The sequence below is a fragment of the Type-C symbiont of Plautia stali genome, assembly GCF_059730935.1.
Window position 1 is genome coordinate 3,862,561 of record NZ_AP035923.1, and the last position, 14,049, is coordinate 3,876,609.

At 59.3% G+C, this 14,049-nt stretch carries 11 protein-coding genes, 3 tRNA genes and 2 other RNA genes; 4 read left to right on the top strand and 12 right to left on the bottom strand.

The window, feature by feature from the left end; all coding sequences use genetic code 11:
- Positions 1 to 33: 33 nt before the first annotated feature.
- The 7 genes from uvrD to AC6I7J_RS18215 form a co-directional block, all read right to left on the bottom strand.
- Positions 34 to 2,196, bottom strand: coding sequence for a DNA helicase II (gene uvrD, locus AC6I7J_RS18185; RefSeq protein WP_152391459.1), 2,163 nt, complete (start codon positions 2,194 to 2,196; stop codon positions 34 to 36).
- Between the two features lie 173 nt (positions 2,197 to 2,369).
- Positions 2,370 to 3,086 carry a 5-amino-6-(5-phospho-D-ribitylamino)uracil phosphatase YigB gene (gene yigB / locus AC6I7J_RS18190; RefSeq protein ID WP_498006349.1) on the bottom strand — a complete coding sequence of 239 codons (717 nt, stop codon included), beginning with the start codon at positions 3,084 to 3,086 and terminating at the stop codon, positions 2,370 to 2,372.
- Positions 3,083 to 3,994, bottom strand: coding sequence for a tyrosine recombinase XerC (gene xerC, locus AC6I7J_RS18195; protein WP_498006351.1), 912 nt, complete (start codon positions 3,992 to 3,994; stop codon positions 3,083 to 3,085). The genes yigB and xerC overlap by 4 nt, the downstream gene beginning before the upstream one ends.
- Positions 3,991 to 4,695, bottom strand: a complete 705-nt coding sequence (locus tag AC6I7J_RS18200; protein WP_021506972.1) for a DUF484 domain-containing protein — start codon at positions 4,693 to 4,695, stop codon at positions 3,991 to 3,993. Before AC6I7J_RS18200 ends, xerC begins: the two co-directional genes overlap by 4 nt.
- A complete protein-coding gene (gene dapF / locus AC6I7J_RS18205) occupies positions 4,692 to 5,516 on the bottom strand; it encodes a diaminopimelate epimerase (protein ID WP_031279612.1) in 825 nt (274 codons plus the stop codon). Before dapF ends, AC6I7J_RS18200 begins: the two co-directional genes overlap by 4 nt.
- Positions 5,517 to 5,545: 29 nt before the next feature.
- The gene (gene lptM / locus AC6I7J_RS18210) at positions 5,546 to 5,752 is read right to left on the bottom strand and encodes an LPS translocon maturation chaperone LptM (protein ID WP_022548017.1); all 207 of its coding nucleotides are present in this window, start codon (positions 5,750 to 5,752) and stop codon (positions 5,546 to 5,548) included.
- A 125-nt stretch (positions 5,753 to 5,877) separates the two neighbouring features.
- On the bottom strand, positions 5,878 to 8,436 hold the full coding sequence (locus AC6I7J_RS18215; RefSeq protein WP_498006353.1) for a class I adenylate cyclase: 2,559 nt from the start codon (positions 8,434 to 8,436) through the stop codon (positions 5,878 to 5,880).
- 317 nt (positions 8,437 to 8,753) lie between these two features.
- On the opposite strand from AC6I7J_RS18215, the gene hemC reads away from it, so the two are divergent.
- The 4 genes from hemC to hemY are packed head-to-tail and all read left to right on the top strand — an operon-like array spanning position 8,754 to position 12,785.
- Positions 8,754 to 9,695 (top strand): hydroxymethylbilane synthase, encoded by a 942-nt coding sequence (gene hemC / locus AC6I7J_RS18220; RefSeq protein WP_498006355.1) that lies wholly within the window; start codon positions 8,754 to 8,756, stop codon positions 9,693 to 9,695.
- Complete coding sequence (gene hemD / locus AC6I7J_RS18225; protein ID WP_058758110.1) at positions 9,692 to 10,432, top strand: uroporphyrinogen-III synthase; 741 nt, start codon at positions 9,692 to 9,694, stop codon at positions 10,430 to 10,432. The genes hemC and hemD overlap by 4 nt, the downstream gene beginning before the upstream one ends.
- Before the next feature lie 23 nt (positions 10,433 to 10,455).
- Positions 10,456 to 11,586: a uroporphyrinogen-III C-methyltransferase gene (gene hemX / locus AC6I7J_RS18230; protein ID WP_058758109.1), complete on the top strand. Its 1,131-nt coding sequence runs from the start codon at positions 10,456 to 10,458 to the stop codon at positions 11,584 to 11,586.
- 2 nt (positions 11,587 to 11,588) lie between these two features.
- On the top strand, positions 11,589 to 12,785 hold the full coding sequence (gene hemY, locus AC6I7J_RS18235) for a protoheme IX biogenesis protein HemY (protein ID WP_058775512.1): 1,197 nt from the start codon (positions 11,589 to 11,591) through the stop codon (positions 12,783 to 12,785).
- 632 nt (positions 12,786 to 13,417) lie between these two features.
- Here hemY and AC6I7J_RS18240 read toward each other — a convergent pair.
- The 5 genes from AC6I7J_RS18240 to AC6I7J_RS18260 all read right to left on the bottom strand — a co-directional run bounded on the left by AC6I7J_RS18240 (position 13,418) and on the right by AC6I7J_RS18260 (position 14,041).
- Positions 13,418 to 13,547: non-coding RNA, RtT sRNA (locus tag AC6I7J_RS18240), on the bottom strand.
- Positions 13,548 to 13,582: 35 nt separating this feature from the next.
- Positions 13,583 to 13,712: non-coding RNA, RtT sRNA (locus tag AC6I7J_RS18245), on the bottom strand.
- Between the two features lie 37 nt (positions 13,713 to 13,749).
- Positions 13,750 to 13,826, bottom strand: a tRNA-Pro gene (locus AC6I7J_RS18250).
- 36 nt (positions 13,827 to 13,862) lie between these two features.
- A tRNA-Leu gene (locus tag AC6I7J_RS18255) sits at positions 13,863 to 13,949 on the bottom strand.
- 16 nt (positions 13,950 to 13,965) lie between these two features.
- Positions 13,966 to 14,041, bottom strand: a tRNA-His gene (locus AC6I7J_RS18260).
- Between the last annotated feature and the right edge of the window lie 8 nt (positions 14,042 to 14,049).

The window sequence follows — 14,049 nt, forward strand, 5'->3', positions numbered from 1 at the left end:
AGACGAAAAAGTCGTCAAGGTAGCGCAACCGCGCTACACGGTTTCCAGCCGGGCGTAAGCCGCCACCAGCCACTTGATGCCCTGGCCCTGGAAGGCCACCTGCAGACGGCTGTGCTCGCCGCTGCCTTCCAGATTGATAATGGTGCCTTCGCCGAACTTAGCGTGGCGCACGCGCTGCCCGAGCGCGAAGCCGCTGTCGCTCTTCGCCACCGGTGTGCCCATGCGCTGATGGCTCACCGGCCGGCTCACGCTGGCGCGCAGCCGCACCTCTTCCACGCACTCTTCCGGCAGTTCACCAACGAAACGCGATGGCCGGTGATACACTTCCTTACCATAAAGGCGGCGGGTTTCGGCGTAGGTCAGCGTCAGCTTCTCCATCGCGCGCGTCACGCCGACATACGCCAGGCGACGCTCCTCCTCCAGCCGGCCGCCTTCGTCCAGCGACATCTGGCTCGGGAACATGCCCTCTTCCATGCCGACGATAAACACCTGGCTGAACTCCAGCCCTTTCGCCGAGTGCAGCGTCATCAGCTGCACCGCATCCTGCCACTTGTCCGCCTGGCCTTCGCCAGCTTCCAGCGCCGCGTGCGACAGAAACGCCTGCAGCGGCATCAGATCTTCGTCTTCGTCCTGATAGCTGAACTGGCGCGTGGCAGTGACCAGTTCCTCTAAGTTTTCGATACGCGCCTGGCCTTTTTCGCCCTTTTCCTGCTCGTACATCAGCCACAGGCCGGAGTCTTTAATCACCCGATCGGTCTGTACGTGCAGTGGCAGCTCAGCGGTTTCCGTTGCCAGCGCATCCACCAGCTCGCAGAAGCGCTGCAGCGCCGAGGCGGCACGGCCAGCCAGCGCTTTGGATTGCAGCAGTGCGCGCGTGGCCTGCCACAGCGTCAGCTGCTGCTCACGTGCGGTCTGGCGCACCACGTCGAGCGTGCGATCGCCAACGCCACGCACCGGCGTGTTGACCACGCGCTCGAATGCCGCATCGTCATTGCGGTTGGCCAGCAGCCGCAGATAGGCCAGCGCATCTTTGATCTCCTGGCGCTCGAAGAAGCGCATGCCGCCGTAAATGCGGTACGGCATACTGCCCTGCAGCAGCGCCTCTTCCAGCACGCGCGACTGGGCGTTGCTGCGGTAGAGAATGGCGCAATCCTGCAGCGCGTTGCCGTTTTCATGCCAGGTTTTGATGCGATTGACGACAAAGCGCGCTTCATCCAGCTCGTTGAACGCGCAATACAGCGAAATCTTTTCGCCGTCGCTGCCGTCGGTCCACAGCTCTTTCCCCAGGCGGCCATTGTTGTTGGCAATCAGGGCGTTGGCTGCTTTCAGAATGTTATTGGTGGAGCGATAGTTCTGCTCAAGACGGATGGTCTCCGCGCCTGGGAAATCCTGCAGGAAACGCTGGATGTTCTCCACCTGCGCGCCGCGCCAGCCGTAAATGGACTGATCGTCATCGCCAACGATGATGACCCGGCCGCTGTCGCCAGCCAGCATGCGAATCCACGCGTACTGAATGTTGTTGGTGTCCTGGAATTCGTCCACCAGAATATTGCTGAAGCGCTCGCGGTAGTGATTGAGAATCTGCGGCTTGTTGAGCCACAGCTCATGCGCCCGCAGCAGCAGTTCGGCGAAGTCGACCAGCCCGGCGCGATCGCAGGCTTCCTGGTACGCCTGATAGATACGCAGCCACGTCTGCTCCACCGGATTGCCGTAGCTTTCGATGTGCTTAGGCCGCAGCCCTTCGTCCTTTTTGCCGTTGATGTACCACATTCCCTGGCGCGCCGGCCACTGTTTCTCGTCGAGGTTCATGGCTTTGATCAGGCGCTTGAGCAGACGCAGCTGATCTTCGCTGTCGAGGATTTGGAAATCCTGCGGCAGCCCGGCATCCAGGTGGTGCGCGCGCAGTAAACGGTGCGCCAGGCCGTGGAAGGTACCAATCCACATGCCGCCCTGGCTGGTACCGATCAGCTGGTCGATACGGTGGCGCATCTCCGCCGCCGCCTTGTTGGTGAAGGTCACCGCCATGATTGAGTAAGGCGAGCAGTTCTCTACCGACAACAGCCAGGCGATGCGATGCACCAGCACGCGGGTTTTACCGCTGCCTGCTCCGGCCAGCACCAGCAGATTGCTGCGCGGCGCGGCGACCGCTTCGCGCTGTTTGTCATTCAAGCCGTTAAGCAGATCGGAAACGTCCATAAGCACCGTTTTAAGCAAGTAGGATGCGTATCCTGCACCGTTCGCGTTGTCGCCAGGCGGCAAGGGCAGATATCTGCGAGGGCGTAATCAGCTATGCGATCAGGCTGGTGACGCACAGCCTGCACGGCCGCGCGTTGCAGAATACAGAATACGACTGGATAAATTTACAGCCATTATAGCAGCGAGGTCAGCGATGCCAACTGATGAATTTCCACGTGTGGCAGCAGGCGCGCGTCATCAATCTTCATCAGATTGCCGTCACGCAGGTTGATCCAGCACGCCTGCAGACCAGCGCGCAGCGCACCGGCGACGTCGGTGGTCAGGTCATCGCCGACGTGCAGAATATGCTGCGGCGCAATGCCCAACCGTTCGGCGGTCAGATGGTACATATCCTGCCACGGCTTGGCGCGCCCGTGCGGACCGGCGCGCAGCGCGAACTGGAAGTAGTGATCAATGCCGAGCTTTTGCGGGTCGGCGTTGCCATTGGTGATCGCCACCAGCGGCACGCGCTCGCCGAGCCAGGTCAGTGTCTGATGCGTCTCTTCTGGCATCTCCACCGCACTGCGCCACTGGTGAAACACGCTCATCACGTCCCGGGCACCTGCGCTGGCTTGCGCGGCCGGCAGTCCGGCGTTGAGCAGCGCCAGCTCTACCGAGCGGCGACGCCACTCAGAGACATCGTGATAAATTTCCGGCTCACGCAGCAGCAGTTCATCGCGCAGCGCCTGATAATCTTCCGGCGTAAACTCGCGCAGCGCCGGGTGATACGCCTGCAGTGCAGCGTGCGATTCCGCCGTGGTTTTACGGATCACCGGATAGTTGTCATACAGCGTATCGTCAAGATCGAAGGTGATGGCTTTGATCGGGCCCAGCGGGCGATAAAACTTCATTCAGACTTTCCTCGTTTGGCACGCGGGTGTGCCGCATCGTATACCGACGCCAGATGCTGGAAATCCAGGTGGGTATAGATTTGCGTGGTCGAGAGGTTGGCGTGGCCGAGCAGCTCCTGCACCGCGCGCAGATCGCCGCTCGATTCCAGCAGATGGGTAGCAAACGAGTGGCGCAGCTTATGCGGGTGGATATGGCTGGCGACGCCCTGCTTAATGCCCCATTCGGCGAAGCGTTTCTGCACATTGCGCGCCGAAATACGGCTGCCGCGCGTCGACACAAAAACCGCATCATCCTGCGGCGCGAAGCTGTTGCGTAGCGGCAGCCAGTGCTGCAGCCAGGTGACGGCGGTGCCGCCAATCGGCACGCGGCGCTCTTTGCTGCCTTTACCGCGCACCCAGACCTCACCGCTCTCCAGGTCCAGATGACGACAGTCGATGCCCACCAGCTCAGCGAGACGTAAACCGCCGCCGTACATGGTTTCCAGCATGGCGCGGTCGCGCACTGCCAGCGGATCGTCGAGCTCGATCTCCAGCAGCTGGCTGACTTCGTCGACATCCATATTTTTTGGCAGATGCCGTGCGTCGCGCGGCGTGGCGATGCCTTTCGCCGGATTGGCGCTCAGCATGCCCTGACTGACCTGCCAGTCGAGAAAGCTGCGCAGCGCCGACATGCGCAGCGCCAGGCTACTGGCACCGAGACCGCCGCGCCGGCTGCGCGCCGCCAGACTGCGCACCTGTGCCGGTTCCAGCTGCGACCACGCGGTAATGTGCATGTCATCCGCCATGGCGATAAGCGCCTGCAGCTGGCGCTGGTAATTCTTTTGCGTCAGCGGGCTGAGCTGGCGTTCGACTTTCAGATAGCGCAGAAAACCCTCAACGGCCGGCAACAGCGGGCTGGCGCTGCTCATGCGCGCTCAACCCAGCGAGACAGCAGGTCGGGCAGCATTTGCGCCAGGTGCTGCAGCAGCAGCGTGCCCATGCCCGCCTGATAGTGCTGGTTGTCGCGGCTGCTGAAGATCAGTACGCCGAGATCGCCCTGCTCGCCCATTAGCGACATCGCCACCGATCCGACGGCTTTTGCCTGCGGCAGCAGCAGCAGCAGCTCCGGTCCGTTCAGGCTGCCAAGGTAGTGATGCTGCTGACCAAAGCGCTGGATGCGCAGCGGCTCAAACGCCTGGCGTGACAGACCAAGCTGGGTGAAATCGGAGGGTGCGCCGATGCGCCAGCGGTCGCTGAACAGCCGCACATTAGCGCCCGCCAGGCCAAGCTCGCGCGCCCAGCGATGCAGGCGCGTCAGCATCTCCTGCAGGCTATCGGCCGCCGCGAGATGGCTCTGCAACGCCAGCAGGCGATCGAACAGCTGATGATTGGCGGTTGCCTGCTCCATCAGCAGCGTGATCTCCTCTTCCAGCTGCTGGATGTGGTTGCGCTGACGCGCCATATGCCACTCCACCAGCGATACGCTGCCGCGCACCGGATGCGGCACCATCATTTGCTCAACCTGGCGCGCATTGCGAATAAAGAAATCGGGGTTGTGACGCAGCCAGGCGCTCACCGCCTGATCGTCCAGCAAAACCGCGCTGTCGGTCTGCTCTTCGATATTTTTCATAGATGAATAAACCCATCATAGACGTGTGTGGCTGGCCCGGTCATAAACAGCGGCTGACCGGCTCCTTTCCAGGCGATATGCAGCGTGCCGCCGGGCAGATCGACGCGCACTTTCTCCGCCAGAATACCCTGCTGAATGCCGCAGGCCACTGCGGCGCAGGCGCCGCTGCCGCACGCCTGGGTTTCGCCCGCGCCGCGTTCATACACGCGCAGACGGATGTGTTCCGGATTGACCACTTCCATAAAGCCGACGTTCACGCGCTCGGGAAAGCGCTCATGGCTCTCCAGTGCCGGACCGAGCGTCTCCACCGCGGCGGTTTTCACGCTTTCAACCTGAATCACGCAGTGTGGATTGCCCATTGATACCGCGCCAAACATCACGGTCTGCTCGGCCACGCGCTGCAGATAGAGGTTTTCCGCCTTGTTAGCGCGTAGCGGCACCTGCTGCGGGTCAAAGTTGGGCTCGCCCATGTTAACGCGTACCAGCTCATCGCTGGTGACGCTCAGTACCATGCGGCCGGTCTGAGTGCTGACGCGAATGTCGCTTTTATTGGTCAGCCCTTTGAGACGAACAAAGCGGGCAAAACAGCGCGCGCCGTTGCCGCACTGTGCCACTTCGCTGCCGTCAGCGTTGAAGATGCGGTAGTGGAAATCGAGATCCGGATCGTAAGGTGGCTCGACGATCAGCAACTGATCGAAGCCGATCCCCAGATGCCGATCCGCCAGGCGGCGAATCAGTTCCGGCGAAAAAAAGACGTTTTGCGTCACGGCATCGACGACCATAAAGTCGTTACCGAGACCGTGCATTTTCGAGAACTGCATTTTCTGCTCCGCCGGATGACTCATCGGGTTTAATTCGCCTGCACGCCAGCCGGTTTGCTGGTGACCAGGCCGCTGGTATCCGCATCCTGTGCCGCTTTCTGCTGCTGCTCAGTCACCGGCTGATTTTTCTGTTGCGGCCGATCGTTGGGCGGGAAATACAGCGGTCCTTTCAGGCCACAGCCTACCAGGCTGACCAGTGCCAGCGCCATACCCAGCTGGCTCATCACTCGTATCATTCTGTCTGCTCTTTTTATCCAAATCCCAGCTGCTTATCATCGCAGTTGACGTTGTAAAAGCAACAGGAAATATCCGGCAGAAGGTTCAGAAACGGGGGCAGGCCACTGCGTGCAGCGCAGCGGCTTTAGTGCATCTGGTAGCGCGGCTGGAAGTCGCCGTTGTCGTTGTCCGGCTGGGTGGCGCACAGCTGCGTCAGCGTCTGGCTGCGGAACGGAATCACCTGGAAGCGATCGCCGGCGTGCACAATCTGATAGAACTGCGGCAGGTTGAAATTGATAAAGCTCGAGCCGTAGGTAAAGCGATCGTGCGACGACGAATAGAAGCGGCTGACGTCACGCACCAGCTCCTCTTTGCTGCCTTCGCAATGGTGATACACCTCAACCCGGTTGCTTTCATCAAGGATATAGATGTTGAAGCCGCGATCGTCACTGGTGTCTTCAAAGAAGAACTGAATGATGCCTTCGCTGGCGTAGCCGTTGACCACCGGCGGCAGCGGCGTCTGGTTCGATTCAACTTTGATCGACAAACCGTGCAGCTTGTTGTTGGAAATCGCGCCGTAAAACTCGACCGCGTTTTCCAGCTTCTGCACCGAGACGCTCATGCGTTCGAAAAACAGGCCCCAGGTCTGACCGGCCATGCGCAGCGCTTTAAAGCGGCCCGGCTCCTGACGCGTGCTCGACAGACGCAGCTCAATGCATTCCGACACCAGCTGCTGCACGCGGGTACGAATCAGGCCGCGCAGATGCTGGCTGTAGCAGAATACTTCTACCGTGTCCGGCGGTGCGGCGTCCTGATGCATTTTGCCCAGAATGGTTTTCAGCGCTTCAATCATCGCCTGCTCGCCGCTGAAGTGCAGCGTGCGCACTTCGTTCCACGAGTTGCGGTACAGCAGATCGATGCTGCCGATCAGGCACTGCTGCTGCTGGCCAAAGCTAAATACATCCAGCTTACGAAAGTCGAAGTGCACCACCTGATTGCGGAACGCCGAGGTTGGATCGTGTTCGAGGTTAACGATGATCGCCAGATGCCGGATTTCGCACGGGCTGTAGAGCGCTTTCGGCGTCGGTGCCGGCAGGCGCAGCGGGAAGTGGCTGGAGACATCGTTGACCAGCTCCTGCAGGCGCGGCAGATCGCAGAACTCGTTGCCCTTAATGTGCAGACGGGTTTTGCGCGTCAGCAGTCCGTTAAACCACGCCCATGCCACTAACTTGTTGAGATAACGGTTATATTCCAGCGGCTGATGGCTGATGATTGAACTCATGTCCGGCGACTGGTTATACAGATACCAGCCGGCACGGTTGGCGCGCCCCGCCGGCACATGAATAAAGGTCAGGTTCTCTTCCGACAGATCGGGCGAGATTTGCGGGTTCACCAGCGTGACTTTGCCCGGCAGCGCTTCAAACGCGGCGTACAATTTACGCGTCAGCACGCCGATGTCCTGCGGGCTGGCGCTGACGCTTAAATTGTTGCGACGGGCAAAACGGATCAGGTTGCGATAGCTCTGCATCATCGCATCCAGCAGCTCGTTGTGCGCCTCGCGCACCCGTTCGATTTTCCACTGCGCGCGATTATCCAGCACCGCCAGCTTCTCATCGTCCCAGCCCCACTCTTTCACCAGCTGCGACAGAATTTCACGCCGCCAGCCCGCGCGCGGATGCTGCTCCTCGCTGGAGAGTTTTTCGCACACTTTGAGGTAAAAACAGCGGCGCACCAGGTCGAGGCGCGCGGTGTCATCGACGCTGGTCAGATAGCGCGTCACGCGCTCCAGCATCATGCAGTAGGGATCGAGACCGAAGCAGACAATTTCGCCGTCGTGCAGCCGCTGTTTGATATCCATCGCCAGCAGCTGCGTGTTCGGGTATTCCCAGCTGTAAGCTTCCAGCAGCAGGGTTTTCAGCACCGCTTTATACGGCGAATCGATACTTTTATACAGCTGCCACAGGCTGGCACCGAAATACTCTTCCGCCGACAGCGTGCCGAGACCGCCGAGATCCAGCCACTCATTCGGCGTCAGCACGCCCTGTGAATAGAGCGACATCACGTAATCGTCGTAGTGATGTTCTTCTTCGCCAGGCACCATGTTCCACAGAATGCGTTTCCCCGCCATGCGCACGGCGGTACGGTAGAACTCATCCAGCAGTAAAATATGTTGGGTAGAACCGCAGTCTTCACCGCCGAGGCTGCCGCTCTCATTGTGGCGGAAGCGGTTTTCGTCGATCAGGAAGAAGCTGACTTCCACACCCAGCGACACACACCATTTTTGCAGGAGCGTACACTTGCGCTGCAGATTGAGACGCTCTTCGTTATCCAGCCATGACTGATGGCATACCCAGATGTCGAGATCGGAGACGCTGTTCTGGCCGACGGACGAGGTGCTGCCCATCGAGTAGATGCCGGTGATAGGCAGTTCGCCCTTCACCGCGCTGCTGAGTTCGAGCGGATGGTCGCCCGCTAACTGTTGCAGCAGCTGCTGTTGGTTTTCATCAGGCGCAAAGAAGCTGACGCCATGGGGAACGCTACCTTCAAGGTAACCCGGCATCAGCGGATGATGATAATGCAGTAATGTTGGCAGCAGACTGTAGGCGTGCTGGAAAGCAGGTCCCATGGCAGCCAGTGCGCGATCTACACGCAGCTGGTTAATCGCATCCAGTCTCTGTTTCAGTGTCTCAATGTAGAGGTACAAGACGTTTCGCCTGATTGTCCCAGTGTTAAGCACCCTGTTTCCAAAATCTGCCGCTTAATAATAAAGATGTCGGGCAAATTATTGCTGGAAACGTGATCAATCTAACACCTGGAAGATTGACCGTAAAGAAAGTTGCGCTACCTGACAGTTTAGCACGTTCCAAACGTAGCCCTGCATTTTCGGACTCCAGCCTCAGAATCTGACGCCGTAAAAAGCGGGCTCCGGTCTGAGATTGCAGCCTGGTCAATCCGTTGAAACTGACAGCATTCCCCTATCAATGATAGGATAATCGATGAACGATCAAAATGGTTAACAGCATGTTAAACAAAATTTTCAGAATTGCTACCAGGCAAAGCCCGCTTGCCTTGTGGCAGGCACAATATGTCCAACAGCGCCTGATGGCTGCGCATCCCGGCTTGCAGGTTGAGCTGGTGCCGATGGTCACCAAAGGTGATGTCATCCTTGATACGCCGCTGGCGAAAGTGGGTGGCAAAGGACTGTTTGTCAAAGAGCTTGAGCTGGCGATGCTGGAAAACCGTGCCGATATGGCGGTGCATTCCATGAAAGATGTGCCGGTCGATTTTCCCGACGGTCTGGGACTGGTGACCATCTGCGAGCGCGAAGATCCACGCGACGCGTTCGTCTCGAATCATTATTCCTTGATTGACGCGCTGCCGCAGGGCGCGGTGGTCGGCACGTCCAGCCTGCGTCGCCAGTGCCAGATCAGCGCACGGCGCCCGGATCTGGTGATCCGCTCGCTGCGCGGTAACGTCGGTACGCGTCTCAGCAAACTGGACGCCGGCGAGTATGACGCCATCATTCTTGCTGCCGCCGGGCTGAAACGCCTTGGACTGGAAGATCGCATTCGCCAGGCGCTGCCGGCGGAGTTTTCCCTGCCGGCGGTGGGCCAGGGCGCGGTCGGCATTGAGTGCCGCCTCGACGATCAGCCGTTAATTACGCTGCTGCAGGCGCTGAACCACAGCGACACAGCCGTCTGCGTGCGCGCCGAGCGCGCCATGAATACCCGTCTCGAAGGCGGCTGTCAGGTGCCGATCGGCAGTTTTGCCGTGCTGGAAGACGATCAGCTGTGGCTGCGCGGCCTGGTCGGTGCGCCGGATGGCAGCCAGATGGTGGTGGGCGAACGCCGCGGCCCGCGTGAGCAGGCCGAACAGATGGGGATTTCACTGGCCGAAGAGCTGCTGGACGGCGGCGCGCGCGACATTCTGCGTGAAGTTTATCAGGGACAGCCGCCCGCATGACTATCCTCGTGACCCGTCCGGAACCCGCCGCCAGCGAACTGGTCGCGCGCCTGCGCAGCCAGGGCAAACTGGCGTGGTCGTTTCCGCTGATTGAATTCACGCCGGGTCGCGATCTCCCCCAACTGCCGCTGAAGCTGGCCGCCCTGCAGCCCGGTGACCTGGTATTTCTGCTGTCGCAGCAGGTGGTGCACTTTGCCCAGCCCGCTTTACAGCAGCAGCGCAGCGCGTGGCCGGCATTTCTCGACTATTATGCCATTGGTCGCAGCACCGCGCTGGCGCTGCACACCGTCAGTAATCTGAAAGTTGACTATCCGCATGCGCGGGAAACCAGCGAAGAGCTGGTGCGGCTGAATCGCCTGCAGCAGGTCAGCGGCAAGCGTGCGCTGATTCTGCGCGGCAGTCCGGGCCGTGAACTGCTGGCGGAGACGCTGATCGCCCGCGGCGCGGACGTGCAATACTGTGAGTGCTATCAGCGCTGTGAAAAGCAGTACGACGGCGCGATTGAAGGCCGTCGCTGGCGCGATCGCGGTATTACCACGCTGGTGGTGACCAGCGGTGAAATGTTACAACAACTGTTTGCGCTGTTTCCGCCAATCGATCGGCGGGAATGGCTGCTGCACTGTCGACTGCTGGTCGTCAGTGAACGTTTGGCTACCCAGGCCGCCGAATTAGGCTGGCAGGAGATTGAGGTAGCCGATGGTGCGGATAACGACGCGCTGCTGCGTGCGTTACGCTGAACTTAACATTGGGATGAGCCACAATGACGGAACAAAAAGACTCCTCCGCCATGGTTGAAGAAACCACCCCTGCGGACACTTCCCCGACGCCAGCCAGCCAGCCGCCTCGTGCGAAAAAGAGCGACGGCAAGGTGCTGAGCGCGGTGGCAATTGTCATTGCACTGGCGATTGGCGCGGGACTTTACCTGAATGGGAAACACCAGGCCGACTTACAGGCTCAGACTAACCAGAACCTGAGCGAGCAGCTGAGCGCCCTGCAGCAGCAACTGGGCAGCGATAAACAACAGCTCTCGCAGCAGCTGGCGGACGCCAACACCGCGCTGCAGGAAGCGCGCAGCCAGCAGGATAACAGCGCGAAAGAGCTGGAGACGCTGCGTGAAAAAGTGGCCACTATTTCCGGCAACGATACCCGCACCTGGCTGCTGGCGCAGGCCGACTACCTCGTCAAACTGGCGGGTCGCAAACTGTGGAGCGATCAGGACGTCACCACCGCGGCAGCGCTGCTGAAAAGCGCGGACACCAGCCTGGCGGAGATGAACGATCCCAGCATCATGAACGTGCGCCGCGCGCTGACCCAGGACATCAGTTCACTGGCGGCGGTCAGCCAGGTGGACTACGACGGCATCATCCTCAAGCTGAACCAGTTGTCGAACGGCGTGGATAATCTGCGTCTGGCCGATAACGACAGCGATGAGTCGCCGATGGATGCCGACAGCGGTGAGCTCTCCAGCTCGCTGCACGAATGGCGCCAGAATCTGGTGAAGAGCTGGCACAACTTCATGGATGATTTCATCACCATCCGCCGCCGCGATAACACCGCGCAGCCGCTGCTGGCACCGAATCAGGATGTTTATCTGCGCGAAAACATCCGTTCACGTCTGCTGATTGCCGCGCAGGCGGTGCCGCGCCATCAGGATGAGATCTACAAACAGTCCATCGATGCGGTATCCACCTGGGTGCGAGCCTGGTACGACACTAACGATGCGGCAACCAAAGCCTTCCTCGCCCAGCTCGACGAGCTGAGTCAGCAAAGTATTTCGATGGACGTGCCGGACACGCTGGAGAGCCAGGCGCTGCTGGAAAAACTGATGCAAACACGCGTGCGCAATCTGCTGGCGCAGCCATCGGCTGCGGCTGATCAACAGGGAGGCTAACCATGCTGAAAGTATTGGTGCTTTTCCTGCTGCTGATTGCCGGCATTGTGCTGGGACCGATGGTTGCCGGCCATCAGGGCTACGTGCTGATCCAGACCGATAACTGGAACATTGAGACCAGCGTCACCGGTCTGGCCATCATCCTGATTCTCAGCCTGCTGGTGATTCTGCTGGTCGAATGGATTCTGCGTCGCCTGTTCCGCACCGGCGCCCGCACCCGCGGCTGGTTCACCGGGCGGAAACGTCGCAGCGCCCAGCGTCACACGCAAAGCGCGCTGATGAAGCTGGCGGAAGGTGATTACCGTCAGGTAGAAAAGCTGCTGTCAAAGAATGCCGATCACGCCGATCAGCCGGTGGCGAACTATCTGCTGGCGGCGGAAGCGGCCCAGCAGCGCGGCGATGAAATCCGTGCTAACCAGCACCTGGAGCGCGCCTCTGAGCTCTCCGAGAACGATACCATTCCGGTTGAGATCACCCGCGTGCGACTGCAGCTGGCGCGTAACGAAGATCACGCCGCACGTCACGGTATTGATCGCCTGCTGGAAGTGGCGCCGCGCCATCCGGAAGTGCTGCGTCTGGCCGAGCAGGCTTATATCCGCACCGGCGCCTGGGGCGCACTGCTGGATATCCTGCCCTCTATGCAGAAGGCGCAGATTAACGATGAGAACCAGCGTAACGCGCTGCAGCAGCAGGCGTGGCTGGGTCTGATGAATCAGGCTATGGCCGATCAGGGCAGCGAAGGCCTGAAAAAATGGTGGCAGAACCAGAGTCGCAAGACCCGCCAGGAGACCGCGCTGCAGGTGGCGATGGCTGAGCATTTGATCGAGTGCGACGATCCGGACACCGCGCAAAGCATCGTGCTGGAAGGGCTGAAGCGTCAGTATGACGATCGGCTGGTGCTGCTGATGCCGCGCATCAAAAGCGGTGACCCGCAGGCCCTGGAGAAAGCGCTGCGTCAGCAGATTAAGCAGCACGGTGCCACGCCGCTGTTGCACAGCACGCTCGGCCAGCTGCTGATGCGCCACGGTGAATGGCAGCAGGCCGCAGAAGCCTTCCAGCAGGCGCTGGCACAGCGTCCGGATGGCTTTGACTACGCCTGGCTGGCGGACGTTTACGATCGCCTGCATCGCCCGGAAGACGCGGCTAAAATGCGTCGCGAAGGTCTGTTACTGACGCTGAAGAACAATCCTGGCGCCTGATTATTTTACAGTTGTTATTTTTGTGCACGCCGGGCCAGTCCCGGCTTTTTTTTGCCTGAAAGAAAGTGCAGTGAATGCGGCATCAATCCGTAAACGGCAGATAAAAAAACACCTGCCAGAAGCAGGTGTAAGATCAGGTCGGTAAGACAACTGATGGTATCCGACTCAACGTAATGTCCTTCTTACTGCAGTAGCGCGTGCACGTTACTGCCAGCTGGACAACGGATACCGTAAGGGGCTCTGCATCATTCCCAGGTTTATGTTGCATCCGCAAACATAAGAGGTGGAATGAGCATCTACGCAGAGATTATTGCACAAAGCGTGCCAGAATGGCATGAATCACGGGAAGTTATTATATATCAGTCATTTAGATAATCCCTGCCTGCTAACAGCGGTTACGATGTCGCGAAAACGCGACAGACCGGTTTAAAGCTGTCTCCGCTGAGCGACAGGCTGTGCAAGGAAAGGTAAGGCTGTTAAAAATCAGCAGGTTAGGTGTCGCGTAATAGCGACAACTTCCCCGACTGCTCTTCCTTCGCTGCGCCCGGCGCAAACCTCCTTCGGAGGTTCTCATCCTCTTTTGCTACGAACGAAAAAAAACCTGCTTTTTGCAAAGCAGGTTTCTTAAATGATGGTCGGCGAGAGAGGATTACGCTTCTCTGCGAGAAGCGCCCTGCGGGCCGTTGCTGACGCAACGTTGTCTCGCTTCGCTCGGCTCAAACCTCCTTCGGAGGTTCTCATCCTCTTTTGCTGCGAACGAAAAAAGCCCGCTTTTTGCAAAGCGGGCTTTTCGAATATGGTCGGCGAGAGAGGATTACGCTTCTCTGCGAGAAGCGCCCTGCGGGCCGTTGCTGACGCAACGTTGTCTCGCTGCGCTCGGCTCAAACCTCCTTCGGAGGTTCTCATCCTCTTTTGCTACGAAAGAAAAAAAACCTGCTTTTTGCAAAGCAGGTTTCTTAAATGATGGTCGGCGAGAGAGGATTCGAACCTCCGACCCACTGGTCCCAAACCAGTTGCGCTACCAAGCTGCGCTACTCGCCGATTTTGTACTGCCTGTTACTGCTTACTTGTTTTGCCTGGTGCGAAGAGAGGGACTTGAACCCTCACGTCCGTAAGAACACTAACACCTGAAGCTAGCGCGTCTACCAATTCCGCCACCTTCGCATGTCCCAGCAAAATCTGGGGTGGCTAATGGGATTCGAACCCACGACAACTGGAATCACAATCCAGGGCTCTACCAACTGAGCTATAGCCACCATAATTC